The following is a 19,293-nucleotide window of genomic DNA, read 5'->3' as shown; positions in this document are numbered from 1 at the left end:
ACCGCCTCACCGGACAAGCCCGGAGCGCAAGGACAAATCTGTCCAGCGAAGGCAAGGGCGACGCGAAAGACGACTGATGGTGGGCCGGTGCTTGGCAGGCAGCCCCCGTACTATTCACTCAACTCTCTCGGGGGCCAGGCGCAGCCGAGGCAACATTATAGAGCAAGTCGCGTCCCGCGTCATGTCCTAGAGCCACCCTCGCTCGGCGAAGGAGACGACCTCGCCATCCCCGACCACGAAGTGGTCCAGCACGCGGATCTCGAACAGACCGAGAGCCTCGCGCAGGCGGTCGGTGATGCGCCGGTCGGCATCAGAGGGTTCGGCCACCCCCGATGGGTGGTTATGGGCGAGGATAAGCGCCCCGGCGCCGAGCTCCAGGGCACGCCGCGCCACCTCGCGAGGATAGACGGAGGCACTGTCCAGGGTGCCGCGGAACAGTGATTCATAGCGAATCACGCGGTGCTGGGCATCGAGAAATAACGCGGCAAACTCTTCATGCCCCAGGTGGCGCAGCTGGCTGGAGAGGTAGGCACGCACCAGGGTCGGCGAAGTGAGCGCCTCGCCTCGAGCCAGCTGGCTTGCCAGGTGCCGCCGCGACAGCTCGAGGGTGGCCTGAAGCTGGACATACTTGGCATCCCCCATGCCCCGCGCCGCACAGAAGCTCTCGCGCTCGGCCTCCAGCAGCTGGCGCAAGCCGCCGAACTCCAGCAGCAGGTCGCGGGCCAGGTCCACCGCCGAACGGCCCTGCACGCCGACCCGCAGAAAGATCGCCAGCAGCTCGGCATCCGAGAGTACCTCGGCACCCAGCGCCAGCAGCTTCTCCCTGGGGCGCTCCCCTTCAGGCCAGTCCCTGATCGACATCGCTAGCCACTCCCCCTCCGCCTGGCCCTCAGTGTAGTCACTCTGCTGCAGGACCAGCCCGGCTTTGCCATATCGGCTCGGCTACGCAAGGTGGGGCGCCAGTGGTAAGGTAGGCAGCTGAGATACTCGCCGGGAATCTGTCCATGTCATCGCCATCCGGAACCGGACACACAGGCCGTCGCATTCTGCTCGGCATCAGTGCCGGTATCGCCGCCTACAAGAGCGCCCTGCTCGCTCGTCTGCTCAAACAGGCGGGCTGCGAAGTGCGCGTCGTCATGACCGAGGGGGCCCAGGCCTTTATCACGCCGCTGACCCTGCAGGCACTGACCGGTGAGCCTGTACGCACCTCGCTGCTGGACCCCGAAGCCGAGGCCGGCATGGGGCATATCGAGCTGGCGAAGTGGGCCGACACCATTCTGATCGCTCCGGCCACCGCCGACCTGATGGCACGCCTGGCCGCGGGCATGGCCGACGACCTGCTCACCACCCTGTGCCTGGCCAGTGATGCCGAGAAGGTCATGGCACCTGCCATGAATCAGGCCATGTGGCGCCAACCCGCGACCCGGCGCAATGCCGCCCGTCTCGACGAGGATGGCTGGCGCCTGCTGGGGCCGGACAGCGGCGATCAGGCCTGTGGCGATACCGGCCCCGGTCGCATGCTGGAGCCCGAGACGATCCTCGGGTCACTGCTCTCATCGCAGGACGCCGATCACGCGCCGGCCACCGGCCTGACCGTCACCATTACCGCCGGCCCGACCCGGGAGCCCCTGGACCCGGTTCGCTACCTCTCCAACCACAGCTCCGGCAAGATGGGCTACGCCCTGGCCACGGCTGCCGCGGCCCTGGGCGCCCGGGTCAAGCTGATCAGCGGCCCGGTGACCCTGCCCTGTCCGGCCGGAGTGGAGAGAATCGCGGTGGAGACGGCGCTCGAGATGCTTGAGGCGACGGCGCGACTCGCCCCGCAGAGCGATATCTTTATCGGCTGCGCCGCGGTCGCCGACTACCGCGCCGAAGCGGCCGCCGAGCACAAGATCAAGAAGGTCGAGGGCGAGGATGCCCTGACCCTGCGCCTGATCAAGAACCCCGACATCATCGCCTCGGTGGCCGCACTGCCGGTGCCGCAGCGTCCGCTGGTGGTCGGCTTCGCCGCCGAGACCCGGGACGTCGCGAGCTATGCCCGCGACAAGCTGGCTCGCAAGGGGCTCGACATGATCGTCGCCAACGATGTCTCTCGCGAGGGGCTCGGCTTCGGCAGCGATCATAACGCCGCCCTGCTGCTCTGGCGCGGCGCCGCGGGAGAGGAGCGGGAGAGCCTCGCTCCCCAGCCGAAACGTGAGATGGCCCAGGCGATCATGCATCGTGCCCTGGCCTGCCTGGCCGAGCGGGCCGACGACTGAGCACACGGCGGCGGCACGCCCCCGTCTGAGCCACCAACCGATCCACGACACCGAACCGTATCAGGAACCTCCGATGTCCCAACCCGATGCCAAGCCCCGCCTGGCCGTCAAGCTGCTCGACGAACGCCTGCGCGACTACCTGCCCCACTACGCCACCCGGGGCTCTGCCGGCATGGACCTGCGCGCCCTGCTCGACGAACCCCTGACCCTGAGCCCGGGACAGTGTGAGCTGGTACGCACGGGGCTGGCCATTCATATCGCCGACCCGGCCCTCGCCGGCCTGATCCTGCCCCGCTCGGGGCTGGGCCACAAGCACGGCATCGTGCTCGGCAATCTGGTGGGGCTGATCGATTCGGACTACCAGGGCGAGCTGATGATCTCGGTCTGGAACCGGGGTCAGGCCGACTTCACCCTGGAGCCATTCGAGCGCCTGGCCCAGTACGTGCTGGTGCCGGTGGTACAGGCCGAACTCGAACTGGTAGACGACTTCGCTACCGGCCAGAGCAGCAGCCCCCAGGACAGTAACGGCCAGCGTGGTACCGGCGGCTTCGGCAGCTCCGGCCGCCACTGACCCAGCCGGCGCCTCCAGTCACCGCTCACAGGAACGTACGCTTCATGACGCAACACAGCCAGACCGTACCCGCCTCCATCTTCCGTGCCTACGATATTCGCGGCATCGTCGACGACACCCTCACCGAGCCCGCCGTCGAGCTGATCGGCCGCGCCATCGGCAGCGAGGCCGCCGCCCGCGGCGAGTCCAGCGTGGTGGTTGCCCGCGACGGCCGGCTCTCCGGCGAGCGCCTCAAGGCCGCCCTGGTGCGGGGCCTGACCGCTACCGGCCGCGATGTCATCGACATTGGCATGGTGCCCACTCCGGTCCTCTACTTCGCCACCCACGTGCTGGACGGCGCCACCTCCGGGGTGATGGTCACCGGCAGCCACAATCCTCCCGACTACAACGGCTTCAAGATCGTGCTGGGCGGCGAGACCCTCTCGGGCGAGGCGATCACCGCCCTGCACGAGCGTATCGCCACGCACGACCTGAGCGAGGGCCAGGGCAGCCTGCGTGAGGTGGACGTGCGTGACGCCTATCTGGCACGCATCCTGGCCGACGTGCGCCTGACCCGTCCGCTCAAGGCGGTGGTCGACTGCGGCAATGGCGTGGCCGGCGAGCTCGGCCCGCAACTGGTGGAGAGACTCGGCGTCGAGACCCTGCCGCTGTTCGCCGAGATCGATGGCACCTTCCCCAACCATCACCCGGACCCGGGCAAACCCGAGAATCTTCGCGATCTGGTTCAGGCGGTGCAGGAGAGCGGCGCCGACATCGGCCTGGCCTTCGACGGCGATGGCGACCGCCTGGGGGTGATCACGCCCTCCGGCCGACTGATCTATCCGGACCATCTGATGATGGCCTTCGCCGAGGACATGCTCGAACGCAACCCCGGCGGCAAGGTGATCTACGACGTCAAGTGCACGGGCAATCTGGCCCGGGTGATCGATGAGGCCGGTGGCGAGCCAGAGATGTGGCGTACCGGCCACTCGCTGATCAAGGCACGCATGAAGGAGACGGGCGCCCTGCTCGCCGGCGAGATGAGCGGACACATCTTCTTCAAGGAGCGCTGGTACGGCTTCGATGACGGCCTCTACGCCGCCGCCCGCCTGCTGGAGATCCTCGCTCGCCAGGAACAGGACGCGGACGCCTTCTTCGACCGCTACCCTCAGGACAAGGGCACGCCGGAGATCAACATCACCGTCACCGACGAGACCAAGTTCGATCTGGTGGCACGCCTGGCCCGCGAGGGTGACTTCGGCGAGGAGGGCGTGAAGACCACCCTCGACGGTATCCGTGTCGACTACCCCGACGGCTGGGGGCTGTGTCGCGCCTCCAACACCACCCCGGTGCTGGTGCTGCGCTTCGAGGGCAAGAGCGACTCGGCGCTTGAACGCATCAAGGCGCGCTTCGCCGATGCCCTGGCCCAGGTGGCCCCCGAACTGGATCTGGCGCTCTGAGCCCCTGCCGCTACACGCCCTCGGGGTCAGACCCCGGCGGCATCGACACGGCGGGTGAAACGCACAAGGATGGGCCTGGTGGCGCGGCCGGGGTCTGACCCCGAAGAGCTCGCCACCAGGCAACTCCTCCCGAGACTATCTGCCGCGGATGCAGCGGCCATGAGCAAGAGAAGGGAATTACATGACCGAACAGACCCGTGACCCGCGCCTGGTGGTGGAGGTCCTCTCCGAAGCACTGCCCTACATCCAGCGCTTCTCCGGCAAGACCGTGGTCGTCAAGTACGGCGGCAACGCCATGACCGAGGACACCCTGATCGACTCCTTCGCCCGCGATATCGTGCTGATGAAGGAGGTGGGCATCAATCCGGTGGTGGTCCACGGCGGCGGCCCGCAGATCGGCGAGCTGCTCGGCAAGCTCAATATCGAGTCACGCTTCGTCAATGGCATGCGGGTGACCGACGCCGAGACCATGGATGTGGTGGAGATGGTGCTCGGCGGACTGGTCAACAAGGGCATCGTCAACCTGATCAACCAGTGCGGCGGCAAGGCGATCGGCCTGACGGGCAAGGATGGCGCCCAGATCCGTGCCCGCCAGCTCAAGGTCGAGCATCAGTCCCCCGAGATGACCGCCCCCGAGATCATCGATATCGGTCATGTCGGCGAGGTGGAGCATATCTCTACCGACCTGATCGACATGCTCGCCAACCGCGACTTCATCCCGGTCATTGCCCCCATCGGCGTGGACGAGGCGGGCCACAGCTACAACATCAACGCCGACCTGGTGGCGGGCAAGGTCGCCGAGGCACTCTGCGCCGAGAAGCTGATGCTGCTGACCAATGTGGCCGGTCTGATGAACAGCGTTGGCGAGGTACTGACCGGCCTGACCACCACTCAGGTGGATGAACTGATCAGTGACGGCACCATCCATGGCGGCATGCTGCCGAAGATTCGCTGCGCCCTGGAGGCGGTGAAGGGCGGCGTGAAGAGTGCCCATATCATCGACGGCCGAGTCCCCCACGCCACTCTGCTGGAGATCTTCACCAACGCCGGGGTCGGCACCCTGATCACCGACGAAAGCTGATCACACCATGAGCCAGGCAACCCCCACCCCCAGTCGTCGCGATCAGATCCTGCAGGCGCTGGCCATGATGCTTGAGGAGGACAGCGGCAAGCGCATCACCGTGTCTGCCCTGGCGAAGCAGGTTGGCGTCACCGAGGCCGCCCTCTATCGCCACTTCCCCAGCAAGGCCCGCATGTTCGAGAGCCTCATCGAGTTTATCGAGGAGACCCTGTTTGCCCGCATCGGGCGCATTCTGGAAGAGGAGCACGAGGCGCTGCCCCGCTGCGCCGCCCTGCTTGCCCTGCTGCTGGGGTTCGCCGAGAAGAATCCCGGCCTCTCGCGACTGCTCGACGGCGGGGTGCTCACCGGCGAGACCGCCCGCCTGCGAGTCCGTATCCATCAGCTCTTCGAACGGCTCGAGACCCAGCTCAAGCAGATCCTGCGCGAGGCCGAACTGCGCGAGGGGCGACGCACCACTCTGCCCCCCTCGGCCGCCGCCAACCTGCTGCTGGCCACCGCCGAGGGGCGCATCAGTCAGTACGTGAGAAGTGACTTCAAGCGCCGCCCCACCGAGCATTGGAAGGAGCAGTGGATACTGCTCTCCAACCAGCTGCTCAGGGAAAGCCCGCAGCCAGCGTAGGCTCAACCCCCGCCAGAAACGCCAGAACCCCCGTCGGATGCACTCCGGCGGGGGCTCTGTGGGACTCGGTGGCAACGTCAGGGGTGTCACTCAGGGGCGTCAGGCCACCAGGGCATCACCGATCTGCTGCTTGATCTTCTTCATGGCATTCTTCTCGAGCTGACGGATACGCTCGGCGGAGACGCCATAGATATCGGCCAGATCATGCAGGGTGGCCTTGGGCTCGGTGAGCCAGCGACGCCGCAGGATGTCGCGCGAACGCTCGTCCAGCCCCTCCATCGCCTGCTGCAGACGGCGGGTGGAATCCCCCTCCCAGTCGCTCGCCTCGAGCTGAACGGCCGGGTCGGCGGAGGCGTCATCGAGATAGTGCACCGGCGCCTGCCAGCTGCTCTCATCGTCCTCACCGGGCGCCGCATCGAAACCGGCATCATGGGAAGCCAGGCGCCCCTCCATCTCGCGCACCACCTCGGGCTTGACGTCGAGATCCTTGGCAATCGCCTCGACCTCATCGCTGTTGAGCCAGGCCAGGCGCTTCTTGGCGCTGCGCAGGTTGAAGAACAGCTTGCGCTGGGCCTTGGTGGTGGCGATCTTCACGATACGCCAGTTGCGCAATACGAACTCGTGAATCTCCGCCTTGATCCAGTGCACGGCGAAGGAGACCAGCCGCACCCCCTGATTGGGGTCGAAGCGCTTGACCGCCTTCATCAGGCCGACATTACCCTCCTGAATCAGGTCCGCCTGGGGCAGGCCATAGCCGGAATAGCTGCGGGCAATGTGCACGACGAAGCGCAGGTGCGACAGCACCAGGCGGCGCGCCGCCTCCAGATCGCCCTCGTCATGCAGTTGGAAGGCCAGTTCCCTCTCTTCATCGGGGGTCAGCATCGGAATGCCGGTCACCGCCCGGATATATCCGTTGAGGTCGTGCCCCGGGGAGAGCTGGCCCACCGGAAGAAGACTGTTGCTCATGTGCAGGATGTCTCCTCAATCAGCCCATTCGTGCGTGTCTAAACGATATGGTGTCTATGCGTTATGCGTGCGGCACCTATGACACCAGAAACAGTGTAAGGTTCCGCGAAATTTCAAGCCCCGTCTACCCGACGGGTCGATCAACGCGGCACCCAGGCATCAGCGCGGCTTCACCTCGGCGAGGTGGCGACTGACCGCCATCCAGGCACCCAACCAGCCCAACAGCATACTACACCCCACCAGGAAAGCGGAACCGCCTACCCCCAGCCTCGGCAGGCTGAAACTGGCGCCGTAGCTGGCCGCCAGGGCCGAGACCGGTGTCGCCAGCCACTCCCCTCCCAGGGTCAGCAGCCCCCAGGCCAGCAGGCCACCCCCCAGGCCATACCAGGCCCCGCTGTAGAGGAAAGGGCGGCGCACGAAGCCATGGGTGGCGCCGATCAAGGTGACCACCTCGATCTCCTTGCGACGACTCTCCACCGCCAGGCGGATGGTATTGCCTACCACCAGCAGCACACCTCCCCCGAACAGCACCGCCAGCGCCAACGTCACGCGCTGGCCGAGCTCGGCCAGGCTGCGCAGCCGTTCGATCCAGGCCAGGTCCAGGCGCACCTCCTCCACCCCGGGAACCGCCGCCAGCGACTCGGCCAGCGCGCGGGCGGCCTCTGGTGCCGGGGCTTCGGGCGTCACGACCACGCTGGCCGGCAGAGGATTGTCATCGAGGCGACCCAGGGCATCCTCCAGCCCCAGCGCCTGCTGAAACTCCGCCATGCCCTCGGCCGCGGTGATCAACCGGGTGCGGGCCACGCCGGGCTGAGCGCCCAGGGCCTCGTCGATGCGTGCCGCTTCCCCATCGCCGACCCCCGGCGCGAGGTAGGCGGTGAGGGTCGCGCTCTCGGTCAGTTCGGCATCGAGCAGTCGCGCGCTGTCCAGGGTCAGCCACAGCCCCGCGGGCAGCACCATGGCGATGGCGATGGCCAGCATGGTCACCAGGCTGGAGACGGGCGTTCGCAGCAGCCGCCAGGCGCTGTCCAGACACATCGCCCGGTGGTGGCGCAACCAGCCGCGGAGGCGACTCGAGGAGCGTGTTCGGTGGGTGCGGGCACCCCGTGGAGAGGGCGCGGGGCGACGACTCATGCGGCCTCCCGGTCGCCCACCAGGCGACCCTCGCGCAGGCGCAGGGTGCGATGCTGCAATCGTGCGATCAGCGCCAGGTCGTGGCTGGCGATCATCACCGTGGTGCCGATGCGATTGAAGTCCTCGAACAGCGCCATGATGTCGGCAGAGAGCTGGGGGTCGAGGTTTCCGGTCGGCTCGTCGGCGAGCAACAGTGCCGGCTTGTTGACCACGGCACGGGCGATGCCCACACGCTGCTGCTCACCGCCGGAGAGCTCGATCGGCAGTGCCTTCTCACGGTGCAGCAGCCCGACCTTGTCCAGTGCGGCGCGCACCCGGCGCGCCGATTCGCGGGGCTCGACCCCCTGGATCGTCAGGGGGAGCGCCACGTTATGGAAGATCGAGCGGTCATGGAGCAGCTGGTGATCCTGAAAGACCACGCCGATCTGGCGGCGATAGAACGGCACCTGGCTGGGGTGGAGCCGGTCGATATCGTGGCCTGCGACCAGAATGCGCCCCCGGGTGGGGCGCTCCAGGCGCATGATCAGGCGCAACAGGGAGCTCTTGCCGGCCCCCGAGTGGCCGGTCAGGAACAGCATTTCGCCGCGATGCACGCGGAAGTCGAGGTTGGCGAGGGCCTCGAAGCGCCCACCGTAGCGCTTGCCGACGTGCTCGAAGACGATCATCCCTGGGCGTCATTCCTCTCACGATCGAACAGCGCATCGACGAACTCGCCGGCCACGAAGGGGCGCAGGTCATCCAGCGTCTCGCCGACACCGATAAAGCGAATCGGGGTGCCCAGCTGCTTGGCCAGGGCGAAGATGATGCCTCCCTTGGCGGTGCCATCCAGCTTGGTCAGCGTCACACCCGTGATCGGCACGGCCTCGTTGAAGGTGCTGGCCTGAGAGAGAGCGTTCTGCCCGGTACCGGCATCGAGCACCAGCATCACCTCATGGGGTGCACTGGCATCGAGCTTGCCCATCACACGGTGGACCTTCTTGAGCTCCTCCATCAGGTGCGCCTTGTTGTGCAGACGCCCAGCGGTATCGGCGATCAGCACATCGACGCCGCGCGCCTTGGCGGCCGCCACCGCATCGTAGACCACCGAGGCGCTGTCGGCACCGGTATGCTGGGCGATCACCGGCACCTGGTTGCGCTCGCCCCACACCTTGAGCTGCTCCACCGCGGCGGCACGGAAGGTATCGCCGGCGGCCAGCATCACGCTGCGGCCCTCGCGCTGGAAGCGCTGGGTCAGCTTGCCGATGGTGGTGGTCTTGCCCACCCCGTTGACCCCGACCACCAGAATCACGAAGGGCCCCTCCCCCTTGGGTGGCAGCTCCAGGGGGGTGCTTACCGACTCGAGCATGAGGGCCAGCTCTTCCTGGAGGGCACGATAGAGCGCGTCGCTGTCCTTGAGCTCCTTGCGCGAGACACGCTCGGCCAGGCGATCGATGATCGCGGTGGTGGCCTCGATCCCTACATCCGCCATCAGCAGCTGGGTCTCGAGATCCTCCATCAGATCATCATCGATCTGCTTCTTGCCCAGAAACAGGTCGGCCAGACCGTCAGTCAGGTTGGCACGGGTCTTGCCGAGCCCCGAACGAATGCGCGCGAACCAGCCCTTCTTCTCGCCGGCGGCAGGCTTCTCCTGCAACACGGCGGGCTCTGGTTCGGGCTCGGGCTCGGGCTCGGGCTCGGGCTCGGGCTCGGGTACAGGCTGCTGCCTGACGGGGTCAGGGGCAATGCTCCCCGAGGCGGCGGCCGTGTCCTCGCCCGACGCCTCTGTCACCTCGGCAGGCGACGATTCGACGGGGCGTGACTCGGGCCGAGCCTGCGTCTCGGCGACGCGCCCTTCTTCGATGGCGTGCTCTTCGTCGACGGGGCGCTCACCCTGGTCGGAGCTCTCCCCCTGGCCGGAGCCCTCCTCCTCTTCGGAGGGCGAAGCGACCTCGTCCTGGAGCTCCTGCTCCTCCCGGATCGCTTCTTGCTCCTGCTTCTTCTTGCGCTTGAAAAAACCGAACATGGACAGCATCAGCCTCGCGGATGAACGAATCGTCACATCCTACCACTGCCCACCATGACTGTGGACAAGTCGCCGGTTACAATCCCGTCATGACTCGACGCTCCCCACGCCCACGCCGCTCAGGCAAACCCAAGACCGCCGGCCGCCGAAGCTCCGACCGACGCCATGCGGGCCGCCTGCGCATCATCGGCGGCGACTTCCGCCGCCGGCTGCTGCCGGTACTCGACAGCCCCGGCCTGCGCCCCACGCCAGACCGAGTGCGCGAGACGCTGTTCAACTGGCTTGCCGCCACCCTGCCCGGCGCCCGGGTGCTTGACCTCTTCGCGGGCACCGGCTCCCTCGGCCTGGAAGCGCTCTCGCGCGGCGCCCGCGAGACCATCTTCGTGGAGCGCGACGCCCGGGTGGCCGACCAGCTGGGCAGGAACCTCGACACCCTGGGGGCCGCATCACGGGGGCGCGTCATCAACGCCGATGTCGCCCGCTTCCTGAGCGATGCGCCCTCCCCGGCCACTCTAGTCTTTCTCGACCCCCCCTTCCGCCAGGGACTGGCCGAGCCGTGCTGCGCCGCGCTGGAATCGGGCTGGCTGACCGACAAGGCCTTCATCTATCTGGAAACCGAAGCGGGGCTCGACCCGCAGGTGCCTCCCAGCTGGCGGCTACACCGAGAGGTTCACGCCGGCGACAGCCATGGTCGACTCTATCGACGCGACGCGACCGCCCTGTCGCCGGCCGACGACGCTTGCTGAGCCAGGGGCTCGGCGTTACGCTGCGGGACTGGAACGCCCGCTGCGGGCACCGGCTCGGCCACAAGGACCACCCGGAACGACACCTCAGGAGAACAGGATGAGCATCGAACTCTTCAACCGGCTCGAACAGAAGGTCACCAGCGCCGTGGAGGCCCTGGAACTGCTGAAGATGGAAGCCGAAGAGCTGCGCGAGGAAAACAGCCGCCTGAAGCAGGAGCGCGAGGAGTGGGAGAGCCGTCTGACCGCCGTGCTCGGCAAGCTGGACGAGCTGGATACCAGCAGCCAGAGCTGAACCACCACCGCGCCGGTCTCACGCCAGCGCCAGTGACATCAGCAACGCATCTTCCCTGACCGCCCCGGCCTGCCGGGGCGGATAGTATCCGCGGCGAACGCCATCCTCGGCGAAGCCTGCCGCGCGATAGAGCGCGATGGCCGAGACATTGCCAGCCCGCACCTCCAGCAACAGGCGCTCGCTGCCCCAGACTCGGGCCTGCTCGACCACCTCCGACAGGAGCCGACGCGCCACTCCTCGCCCACGCCAGCGAGCATCTACCAGAATCGCCTGCAGCTCGGCCTCGAAGGGCTGCCGCTCCAGCGCGGCATACCCCACCACGACATCATCGACCACCTGACCCACCACCCACATCGTCGACGAGCGCAGGGTTGCCGCCAGCTGACTCGCCGAGCCGGCGGTAGCCCACCCATGGGCGGCTTCCAGGGCCGTCAGCGATTCCAGCGCGGCCTCGTCCAGGAGCGTCAGCACCGACCGGTCGCCAGACACCTCACTGCTCACTCGATGCCCCACCCTGCGTCTCGCGCCATGCCTCTCCCAGGGCCAGCAGCCGGGGCAGCAGTGCGCGCTTGGCCTCGGCGCCATTGGCGAGCTCGGCCAGCGAAGGCCCCTGCCAGGCGGGCAGCCCGAACAGCGGACAGTGCTCTCCCTCGAGCGACAGCACTTGCTCCAGCACCTCGTCCCGGCCGAACACCAGTAACCGCTCAGGTTCCCAGCCGCGCCTGCTGGCCCCGGCCACAAAGGCCTTCAGCCCCTCCCGGGCCTCCACCAGAGGCTCCTGTACCGGAAGTCCCTCCTGCAGTGGCCAGCGAAAGTCCTGAAACACCGGGGGCGGCGACTCGATACCTGCGGCGCGCAGGATATTGGCGAGCAACATCAGCTGAGGACGCCCCGGTGCCTGGTCGCCCGGCAGCACCAGCAGCCAGCGCCCCTCCAGGCAGGCCACCTGAAAGGCGAAGCGCAGGGCTTCCCGGGGCGCCTCGTCGGCCATCGCGCGCGACGGTTCGGCCTCGGCACTTACCTCCTCAGGAGGCGCCATATCGCCCAGCAAGGCCGCTCGCGCCTTGCCAGGACGCGGTACGCGCTCGGTGCGCTCCTGAGCTGGGCTCTCGGCCGGCGGGGCCGCCGGTTGCTCCCGCGCCTCATCCAGCAGCGCCTGCAGGCGCTGACCATGCCCGACCTCGGGAGGCCGCTCGGGCAGCTCCCACTCACAGGCCGGCGTGGGATGCGCATTGGGCAGCGCATAGCGCGCCACCCAGGCGGTCAGACCCATCGCCTCCAGATACTGGAGGCGCTGCGGCTCGCTGGTCACCGGCCGCCGCCCCGGCAGTCCGGCGAGTCGGGACGCGCCTGGCCGCTGGCCTGCCACTCCTGGGGCGTATAGAGGTGCAGTGCCAGGGCATGCACCGGCCCGGCCAGCTCATCGGCCAACAGCGCGTAGAGCTGCTGATGGCGCTTGACCGGCATCAGACCCTCGAAGCGCTCGCTGACCAGCGTCACCTTGAAGTGGGTTTCGGAGTTGGGCGGCACGGCGTGCCGATGGCTCTCGTTCTCCACCTGCAGAAAGGTGGGCTCGAGGGCCTGGAGCTTCTCTTCGATGTTTGACTGGATGCTCATGGCGGCTTCCCAAAATGGTGAAGTGAAACACCCATTGTACTCGCTATAGGCAAGGCGAACGATGCACCGCGACCCGGCGACGCTATCCACGCCGGGCGGCTGCGGCAAGCGGAATTCGCAGCAGGCTGAACAACAGGGCGGCCAGGGTCGTCAGAGCACCGAGCCATAGCGTGGCCTGCACCGCCACGCCGGCGGCCAGGAAGGCGCCGACCAGGGCCACCCCCAGCGACTGCCCCACGGTACGCGACGTGCTCATGGCCCCGGACGCATTGGCGCTGCGCGACAGCGGTACGCTACCGATCAGCTCGCGGTTGTTGGGCGGCTGAAAGAGCCCGAAGCCCATACCGCACAGCGCCATGGGCCACAGCACCTCGATCACCCCGGCCTCGGCATCGAGCCAGGCCAGGGCAGACAGCCCCCCATCAGCAGCAGCAGGCCCAGCGACGCCAACAGGGAGGGGTTCACCCGGTCGGCCAGCCGGCCCGCCAGCGGCCCCACCAGCATGATCGCCAGCGGCCAGGGGGTGAAGAGCCAGGCGGTCTCGAGGGGAGAGAACCCCATCTGCTGCTGGAACAGGAAGGAGAGCGCCACGAAGGCGAGCCCCTGCCCGATGAAGGCACTCCCCTGAGCGGCCAGCGCCAGGCTGAAGCGCCGCTCGGCAAAGATCACCAGCGGCAGCAACGGGTGAGTGGCGCGTCGCTGGCGACGCACGAACAGCAGAGCCGCCACCAGACTGGTGCCCAGCCAGGCCGCCAGGGCCCAGGCCGCCATGCCATGGCCGAGGCCATCCATGGCGACGAAGAGGCCGCCGAGCATGGTGATCGAGAGCAGCGCCCCCTGCCAGTCGAAGCCACCGGGGCGCGCCGCTTCACGAGGCAGTGCCCTCCAGGCCAGCACCACCGCTACCGCACCAAGCGGCAGGTGCAGCGCAAACAGCCATGGCCAGTCGGCCACCGAGAGCAGGGCTCCACCGATCGCCGGGCCGGCAGCATAGCCCCCCGCCACGACCATGGCCGAGAGTCCCAGGGCGCTCCCCAGCAGCCGCGTCGGAAAGACCTGGCGATAGATCGAAGGGCCGATGGAGAGTGTAGCCGCTGCGCCAAGTCCCTGCAGGGCACGAAAGATCAGCAGGCTTTCGAGGGTGGTCGAGAGGGCGCTGCCCAGCGCCGCCAGGGTGAATACCGCCATCCCCGCCACATAGAGCCGGCGTCGGCTCAGCAGCTCGCTCAGGGCGGCGAAAACCAGCAGGAAGGCGGCCGAGCTGACCTGGAAGAGGTTGGTGACCCATACCACCCGCGACGCCGACACCTCGAGGCCGGTGGCGATGGAGGGCAGCGCGATATTGACCATGGTGGTATCCACCACCGCCATCAGGGTACCGAGGATCAGCGCCAGCACCGCCAGGCGTCGCTCGGGCCCCGGCAGGCCATCATCATCGGGGCGCGTCTCGAACAGTCGGCTCATTCCATGTTCCGCATCAGGGTCCGTTAACGAAGAAACCGGCCGAAGCCGGTTTCTCTCGCGAATCTCCGATCAGGCGTCAGTCCTGGTCGGTCTCCAACAGCAGGCTATCGTCGATCTCGGAGATCTCGAGCGCCGCCTCATAATCCAGGTCGATGGCGAGGTAGCTGTGCTCGAGCTGCAGGAAGCGCTGAAACAGCGGCCAGTCGAGGACCTCGGGCCACTGCCGCTGATCCTCTTCCCAGGCGCGAAGCTCGGTCTCGAGGATCTCGAGGTAGCGCTCACGCACGAAGCCCTGCAGGGCCTCCGGGGTATCCATCTCCGGGATCAGGTAGATGGTGCTCTCGTGTTCGACGTCGGCCAGCGTCAGATCCTCGTTGCCGAGGGTGGGCTCGAGCCCATTGATCCAATCCACGAAGTGCTGGGTCGGGCGGACGCTCAGGGCAGAGCGGTTGAGCAGTTTCATGGCGGTCTCCTCGACGTCGAAACGCTGACCATTATGGGCGCTACCCACGGCGTTTACCAATGCTTCCCGAACCGCTCCTCTACTCGACTTCTGGCCTCATGGCAGGGAACAGCAGCACATCGCGGATCGAGGCGCTATCGGTCAGCAGCATCACCAGACGGTCGATGCCGATGCCCTCGCCGGCGGTGGGCGGCAGACCATATTCGAGAGCCCGCACATAATCGGCGTCGAAGTACATCGCCTCGTCGTCGCCGGCCTCCTTCTCGGCCACCTGCTCGCGGAAACGCTCGGCCTGATCCTCGGCATCGTTGAGCTCGGAGAAGCCGTTGGCAATCTCGCGCCCCCCGACGAAGAACTCGAAGCGCTCGGTGACGAAGGGGTTGGCATCCTTGCGCCGCGCCAGGGGACTCACCTCGGTGGGATACTCGGTGATAAAGGTGGGCTGCTGCAGACGATGCTCCACGGTCTTCTCGAAGATCTCGATCTGGATCTTGCCCAGCCCCCAGCCATCCTTGACGTCGATATCCAGGCGTTCGGCGATCTGACGCGCCGCGGCCTCGTCGGCCAGCGAATCGGCGTGGATATCGGGGTTGTACTCGAGAATCGCGTCGAACACGCTCAGGCGACGCAGCGGCTGGCCGAAATCGTACTCGAAGGTTTCCAGCACCTCGCCATCACGATTGCGCACGGTGTTGACCACGGTGGTGCTGCCCAGCACCTCCTGGGTAAGCGTACGCAACATCTCCTCGGTCAGATCCATCAGGTCATGGTAATCCGCATAGGCCTGATAGAACTCGATCATGGTGAACTCGGGGTTGTGGCGCGTGGAGAGCCCCTCGTTTCGGAAGTTGCGGTTGATCTCGAAGACCTTCTCGAAGCCCCCCACCACCAGGCGCTTGAGGTAGAGCTCCGGTGCAATGCGCAGGTACATGTCCTGGTCCAGCGCATTGTGGTGGGTCACGAAGGGGCGTGCCGTGGCACCACCGGGGATCGCCTGCAGCATGGGGGTCTCCACCTCCATGAAGCCGCGCGCCTCGAAGAAGCGACGCATGGCACTGATGACCCCGGCACGGGTCTCGAACACCTGACGCGAGTCAGGGTTCATGATCAGGTCCACATAGCGCTGACGATAACGCGCCTCCATATCGGTGAGGCCGTGGAACTTGTCGGGCAGCGGCCGCAGGCTCTTGGTGAGCAGCACCGCCTCCTCCATCATCACATAGAGGTCACCCTTGCCCGACTTGTGCACCGGGCCACGCCCGGCGACGATATCGCCGATGTCCCAGCCCTTGATCTCCTCGAGCAGCTCGGCCGGCAGTCCCTTCTTGTCGACGTAGAGCTGAATCTGGCCGCTGACATCCTGAATAACGATAAAGGGACCACGCTTGCGCATGATACGGCCGGCCACACTGGCCTGGTGGCCCAGCGCCTCGAGCTCGGCCTTGTCCTTGTCACCCAGTGCCGCCTCGAGTTCGGCGGCCTGGCTGTCACGACGGAAATGGTTGGGGAAGGCGCTCTCGCCCTGGGCGGCGGCCCGCTCGCGGCGTGCCGCCAGCTTGGCGCGGCGCTCGGCGATCAAGCGGTTCTCTTCGTTCTGCGGGCTTTCCGCTGAGGGACTCTCGTTGGCCATATCGCTACCTGTTGGAAATCTCGAATACGAAAGCTGAGACGCATCTAGAGCCGTGCAAGCGACGCCGATACAAGCCGCCCCTCTGCGGAGAGCGGCATCGACTCGGGTCGATGGACATCTCGAGCAGAGGGGCGGGGGCGCATCAGCGAGCGCAGCAGGCTATAGACCCTGTTTGAGGCTGGCGACGATAAACTGATCCAGATCGCCGTCCAGCACCTTGTCGCAGTTGCTGGTCTGTACACCGGTACGCAGGTCCTTGATGCGCTGATCATCCAGCACGTAGGAGCGGATCTGGCTGCCCCAGCCGATATCGGACTTGGAGTCCTCGGCTTCCTGCTTGGCAGCGTTGCGCTTCTCCATCTCATGCTCCCACAGCCTCGCCTTGAGCTGTTTCATGGCGAAGTCGCGGTTGGCATGCTGGCTACGCTGGCTCTGACAGGCCACCACGATACCGGTGGGCTCATGGGTGATGCGCACCGCCGAGTCGGTGGTGTTGACGTGCTGACCGCCGGCGCCGCTGGAGCGGTAGGTGTCGACGCGCAGGTCCGAGGGATTGATATCGACCTCGAAGCTGTCATCGATCTCCGGGGAGAGGAACACCGAAGCGAACGACGTATGGCGGCGACCGCCGGAGTCGAAGGGGCTCTTGCGGACCAGGCGGTGCACGCCGGTCTCGGTACGCAGCCAGCCGAAGGCATGATCACCCTGAATATGCAGGGTGGCCGACTTGATGCCCGCCACATCACCGGCGGAGAGCTCGGTAATATCGGCCTTGAAGCCATGATGCTCGGCCCAGCGCAGGTACATGCGCAGCAGGATGTTAGCCCAGTCCTGGGCCTCGGTCCCACCGGAACCGGCCTGGATATCGAGATAGGCGTTGTTCTCGTCCATCTCGCCGGAGAACATCCGCCGAAACTCGAGCTTCTCGAGGCTGGCATGGAAGCCCTGGAGCTCCTTCTCCACCTCGGCGACGGTGGCCTCGTCATCCTCCATCTCGGCCAGCTCCAGCAGGTCGCGACTATCGCCCAGCCCCTGGTCCAGCTCGTCGATGGTGGCCACGATGGTCTCGAGGGAAGCGCGCTCCTTGCCCAGCTTCTGGGCATAGTCCGGATCGTTCCAGACATTGGGGTCTTCCAGCTCGCGGGTAACTTCCTCTAGCCGATCCTTCTTTTCGGCATAGTCAAAGATACCCCCTCAGGACGTCTGTCCGCTCAGACAGGTCCTTGATGAGGTTGTGAATCGGGTTGGTTTCCAGCATGGGGCGTCTCGCCTGAATTCGGGTGGACGTACGGCCGCCGCGGGCGGGCAGGAGTGCGGCCCGCGGCGGCACGGAAAAGACGGCCATTGTAGCGAAAGCCGCGGCGCCACGCATCCGCCAGCCGCTCCCCCCCGGCCTGAACGCAACGAACCCGGCCGAGGCCGGGTTCACGGATCACGCCTGGCGGATGCCGCTCAGAAGCGATAGGTCAGCTGGGCGCCGAAGCCATGGGCCTCGTTCTTGTAATCGGCAGTATAAGTGGAAGTTATCATCCCACCGGCATCAGAACGGCCATAATCAACCTTAGTACTGCGCTCTGTCAGATATGAATATGCGAAATCGACAGTCAAGTTTTCAGCAGGGGTCCAGCCAGCCCCAAGAGAGAAAATGCGCCGGTCGTCAGATGGAATGCGAGCACTACGTGTTGCATCTTTAGTTGGCGTATTGTCGATTGACAGCCCAGCACGCAATGCCCACTGCGGATTCAATTGATACTCACCGCCCACCGCAAATGCCCATGCATTTGAATAGTTTTGCTCTTCTTTAGTAATCTCATTTCCATTAGAGTCAGTGACCAAGATCTGATCAAAGCGACTCCAGCGTGCCCAGGAGGCACCGAACATCAGCTTTAGGCGATCCGTCATTTCCTGAGTAATTGATAAATTTACAGTTTCCGGTGTAGTGAGATCCAATTTTGCATCGCTAGCGCGTAGCTCAGTCCCTGCAGGAACCGGATTCGGCCCGAGGACCCCTCCAGGCAAATCGTTGGTAGTACTTGCACGAAAGTCTCCAGTCAGAGTGTAATCAACTTTGGAGCGATAAGTGAGCCCAAGCGTAGTTTCCGGCACTGGCTTAAAAATAACACCTAGGTTATAACCCCACCCGTCGTCATCGCCCTCAATTCGTGCATCTAAATCCGTTAACGGTCTTCCACTATTAGGCACTTGACGGTGAAGCTCACCTTCAACACGGTTATAAGTGAGACCTGCACCTACAGACCACTGATCGTTGAAGCGATAAGACACTGTGGGCTGAGCGCTCATTACCGTCAGCTCAGTGTAGTTGCCTAGGTTCCGGCCAATAAAGCTATCTTCATAATCGGTCTTGGACCCAAAAGGCGCATAAACACCGAAACCAAAAGCCAGTTTTTCACTGACTGGGTGAACATAGAAGGCATAGGGAACCAAAGTTCCTGGAACGATATCACCATCACTCGACCCAGTAATTGAAGCGCCATTACGAGTCGCAGAGGCATTATCGATATCCGTGCTGACATCCAGATAGGTCCCACCCACCGACACTTGGGCGCGGTCGAGGAAGGACATCCCCGCAGGGTTGCCGAAGACGATGGTGGCATCCTGAACGTTGGAGCTACGCCCGGCATGGCCATAACCCTGGCCGCTGACACTCTGCTCGTTGATCTGGTAGCCCCCGGCCTGGGCCTGGCTAGCGAAGGCGGCGGCCGCCACGGCGGCGGCGAGGGTCAGGCGATTGAACTTGTTCTTCATGAGATCCATCCCTTGCGGTGCGGTTGTTGCGTTGGCGCTGGTATTGCCTCTCCCCGGAGGCGGGCGCGTGCCCTCCCCTTTTCGCGTATGCCAACGCTCGTTTCAACCCCAAACGACCGTTTTAATGCCGAATCCTCTAATACTTTGGTCGCACAGCTGTTTGATATTGTGAACTTTCAGTGGGTTACACAACACCTCGCGAGGTATGCCGCAACGACGCGCACCCTGACTCGGGACGGCTTGAC

At 65.7% G+C, this 19,293-nt stretch carries 19 protein-coding genes and 1 pseudogene; 7 read left to right on the top strand and 13 right to left on the bottom strand.

All coding sequences use genetic code 11. The features are described from left to right. Positions 1-186: 186 nt before the first annotated feature. Positions 187-861, bottom strand: a complete 675-nt coding sequence (gene radC, locus Q0894_RS05390; protein ID WP_299232185.1) for a DNA repair protein RadC — start codon at positions 859-861, stop codon at positions 187-189. A gap of 143 nt (positions 862-1,004) precedes the next feature. Between radC and coaBC the strand changes: the two genes are divergently transcribed. From coaBC to slmA, 5 genes are all read left to right on the top strand, one after another. Further along, positions 1,005-2,258 (top strand): bifunctional phosphopantothenoylcysteine decarboxylase/phosphopantothenate--cysteine ligase CoaBC, encoded by a 1,254-nt coding sequence (coaBC, locus tag Q0894_RS05385; RefSeq protein ID WP_299232183.1) that lies wholly within the window; start codon positions 1,005-1,007, stop codon positions 2,256-2,258. A 73-nt stretch (positions 2,259-2,331) separates the two neighbouring features. After that, complete coding sequence (gene dut, locus Q0894_RS05380) at positions 2,332-2,829, top strand: dUTP diphosphatase (protein ID WP_299232181.1); 498 nt, start codon at positions 2,332-2,334, stop codon at positions 2,827-2,829. Between the two features lie 44 nt (positions 2,830-2,873). Further along, positions 2,874-4,268: a phosphomannomutase/phosphoglucomutase gene (locus Q0894_RS05375; protein WP_299232179.1), complete on the top strand. Its 1,395-nt coding sequence runs from the start codon at positions 2,874-2,876 to the stop codon at positions 4,266-4,268. 181 nt (positions 4,269-4,449) lie between these two features. After that, positions 4,450-5,349, top strand: a complete 900-nt coding sequence (gene argB, locus Q0894_RS05370; protein WP_299232178.1) for an acetylglutamate kinase — start codon at positions 4,450-4,452, stop codon at positions 5,347-5,349. Positions 5,350-5,356: 7 nt separating this feature from the next. Then, positions 5,357-5,968: a nucleoid occlusion factor SlmA gene (slmA, locus tag Q0894_RS05365; RefSeq protein ID WP_299232177.1), complete on the top strand. Its 612-nt coding sequence runs from the start codon at positions 5,357-5,359 to the stop codon at positions 5,966-5,968. 99 nt (positions 5,969-6,067) lie between these two features. Here the strand turns inward: slmA and rpoH are convergent, their stop codons facing one another. From rpoH to ftsY, 4 genes are all read right to left on the bottom strand, one after another. Then, positions 6,068-6,934, bottom strand: coding sequence for an RNA polymerase sigma factor RpoH (rpoH, locus tag Q0894_RS05360; RefSeq protein ID WP_132042906.1), 867 nt, complete (start codon positions 6,932-6,934; stop codon positions 6,068-6,070). 159 nt (positions 6,935-7,093) lie between these two features. Then, a complete protein-coding gene (gene ftsX, locus Q0894_RS05355) occupies positions 7,094-8,068 on the bottom strand; it encodes a permease-like cell division protein FtsX (protein ID WP_132042907.1) in 975 nt (324 codons plus the stop codon). Then, the gene (ftsE, locus tag Q0894_RS05350) at positions 8,065-8,733 is read right to left on the bottom strand and encodes a cell division ATP-binding protein FtsE (RefSeq protein ID WP_132042909.1); all 669 of its coding nucleotides are present in this window, start codon (positions 8,731-8,733) and stop codon (positions 8,065-8,067) included. Before ftsE ends, ftsX begins: the two co-directional genes overlap by 4 nt. Next, a complete protein-coding gene (ftsY, locus tag Q0894_RS05345) occupies positions 8,730-10,070 on the bottom strand; it encodes a signal recognition particle-docking protein FtsY (protein WP_299232176.1) in 1,341 nt (446 codons plus the stop codon). Before ftsY ends, ftsE begins: the two co-directional genes overlap by 4 nt. An 89-nt stretch (positions 10,071-10,159) precedes the next feature. Here ftsY and rsmD point away from each other — a divergent pair, with 89 nt between their 5' ends. Both rsmD and Q0894_RS05335 read left to right on the top strand, forming a co-directional pair. After that, positions 10,160-10,816: a 16S rRNA (guanine(966)-N(2))-methyltransferase RsmD gene (rsmD, locus tag Q0894_RS05340; protein ID WP_299232174.1), complete on the top strand. Its 657-nt coding sequence runs from the start codon at positions 10,160-10,162 to the stop codon at positions 10,814-10,816. A 97-nt stretch (positions 10,817-10,913) separates the two neighbouring features. Then, positions 10,914-11,108, top strand: a complete 195-nt coding sequence (locus Q0894_RS05335) for a cell division protein ZapB (protein WP_132044500.1) — start codon at positions 10,914-10,916, stop codon at positions 11,106-11,108. A gap of 18 nt (positions 11,109-11,126) precedes the next feature. Here Q0894_RS05335 and Q0894_RS05330 read toward each other — a convergent pair whose 3' ends face one another. The 8 genes and pseudogenes from Q0894_RS05330 to Q0894_RS05295 all read right to left on the bottom strand — a co-directional run bounded on the left by Q0894_RS05330 (position 11,127) and on the right by Q0894_RS05295 (position 19,048). After that, a complete protein-coding gene (locus Q0894_RS05330; RefSeq protein ID WP_299232173.1) occupies positions 11,127-11,579 on the bottom strand; it encodes a GNAT family N-acetyltransferase in 453 nt (150 codons plus the stop codon). 19 nt (positions 11,580-11,598) lie between these two features. After that, positions 11,599-12,420, bottom strand: coding sequence for a hypothetical protein (locus Q0894_RS05325; RefSeq protein WP_299232172.1), 822 nt, complete (start codon positions 12,418-12,420; stop codon positions 11,599-11,601). Continuing rightward, entirely contained in the window at positions 12,417-12,725 is a 309-nt protein-coding gene (locus Q0894_RS05320) for a BolA/IbaG family iron-sulfur metabolism protein (protein WP_299232170.1), read from the bottom strand. Before Q0894_RS05320 ends, Q0894_RS05325 begins: the two co-directional genes overlap by 4 nt. An 82-nt stretch (positions 12,726-12,807) precedes the next feature. Further along, positions 12,808-14,189 (bottom strand): annotated as a pseudogene (locus Q0894_RS05315) (MFS transporter). Positions 14,190-14,265: 76 nt separating this feature from the next. Next, positions 14,266-14,652: a hypothetical protein gene (locus tag Q0894_RS05310; protein WP_299232168.1), complete on the bottom strand. Its 387-nt coding sequence runs from the start codon at positions 14,650-14,652 to the stop codon at positions 14,266-14,268. Positions 14,653-14,731: 79 nt separating this feature from the next. Then, positions 14,732-16,282 (bottom strand): lysine--tRNA ligase, encoded by a 1,551-nt coding sequence (gene lysS / locus Q0894_RS05305; RefSeq protein ID WP_132044512.1) that lies wholly within the window; start codon positions 16,280-16,282, stop codon positions 14,732-14,734. A gap of 159 nt (positions 16,283-16,441) precedes the next feature. Next, positions 16,442-17,540, bottom strand: a protein-coding gene (gene prfB / locus Q0894_RS05300) for a peptide chain release factor 2 (protein ID WP_161423929.1) whose coding sequence is annotated in 2 segments (ribosomal slippage) — positions 16,442-17,464 and positions 17,466-17,540 — 1,098 coding nt in all. Because the reading frame shifts where the segments join, the coding sequence is not laid out codon by codon here. A 194-nt stretch (positions 17,541-17,734) separates the two neighbouring features. Next, the gene (locus Q0894_RS05295) at positions 17,735-19,048 is read right to left on the bottom strand and encodes an outer membrane protein transport protein (RefSeq protein ID WP_299232165.1); all 1,314 of its coding nucleotides are present in this window, start codon (positions 19,046-19,048) and stop codon (positions 17,735-17,737) included. Positions 19,049-19,293: the final 245 nt, after the last annotated feature.

This window comes from uncultured Halomonas sp. (assembly GCF_947501415.1).
Taxonomy (GTDB): Bacteria; Pseudomonadota; Gammaproteobacteria; order Pseudomonadales; family Halomonadaceae; genus Halomonas.
This window is presented reverse-complemented; position numbering and strand designations above follow the sequence as displayed.

Bases quoted from the DNA above. Each gene is read 5' to 3' on its own strand.
- radC (WP_299232185.1), bottom strand. From the start codon at position 861: ATGTCGATCAGGGACTGGCCTGAAGGGGAGCGCCCCAGGGAGAAGCTG.
- coaBC (WP_299232183.1), top strand. From the start codon at position 1,005: ATGTCATCGCCATCCGGAACCGGACACACAGGCCGTCGCATTCTGCTC.
- dut (WP_299232181.1), top strand. From the start codon at position 2,332: ATGTCCCAACCCGATGCCAAGCCCCGCCTGGCCGTCAAGCTGCTCGAC.
- Q0894_RS05375 (WP_299232179.1), top strand. From the start codon at position 2,874: ATGACGCAACACAGCCAGACCGTACCCGCCTCCATCTTCCGTGCCTAC.
- argB (WP_299232178.1), top strand. From the start codon at position 4,450: ATGACCGAACAGACCCGTGACCCGCGCCTGGTGGTGGAGGTCCTCTCC.
- slmA (WP_299232177.1), top strand. From the start codon at position 5,357: ATGAGCCAGGCAACCCCCACCCCCAGTCGTCGCGATCAGATCCTGCAG.
- rpoH (WP_132042906.1), bottom strand. From the start codon at position 6,934: ATGAGCAACAGTCTTCTTCCGGTGGGCCAGCTCTCCCCGGGGCACGAC.
- ftsX (WP_132042907.1), bottom strand. From the start codon at position 8,068: ATGAGTCGTCGCCCCGCGCCCTCTCCACGGGGTGCCCGCACCCACCGA.
- ftsE (WP_132042909.1), bottom strand. From the start codon at position 8,733: ATGATCGTCTTCGAGCACGTCGGCAAGCGCTACGGTGGGCGCTTCGAG.
- ftsY (WP_299232176.1), bottom strand. From the start codon at position 10,070: ATGTTCGGTTTTTTCAAGCGCAAGAAGAAGCAGGAGCAAGAAGCGATC.
- rsmD (WP_299232174.1), top strand. From the start codon at position 10,160: ATGACTCGACGCTCCCCACGCCCACGCCGCTCAGGCAAACCCAAGACC.
- Q0894_RS05335 (WP_132044500.1), top strand. From the start codon at position 10,914: ATGAGCATCGAACTCTTCAACCGGCTCGAACAGAAGGTCACCAGCGCC.
- Q0894_RS05320 (WP_299232170.1), bottom strand. From the start codon at position 12,725: ATGAGCATCCAGTCAAACATCGAAGAGAAGCTCCAGGCCCTCGAGCCC.
- Q0894_RS05310 (WP_299232168.1), bottom strand. From the start codon at position 14,652: ATGAAACTGCTCAACCGCTCTGCCCTGAGCGTCCGCCCGACCCAGCAC.
- lysS (WP_132044512.1), bottom strand. From the start codon at position 16,282: ATGGCCAACGAGAGTCCCTCAGCGGAAAGCCCGCAGAACGAAGAGAAC.
- Q0894_RS05295 (WP_299232165.1), bottom strand. From the start codon at position 19,048: ATGAAGAACAAGTTCAATCGCCTGACCCTCGCCGCCGCCGTGGCGGCC.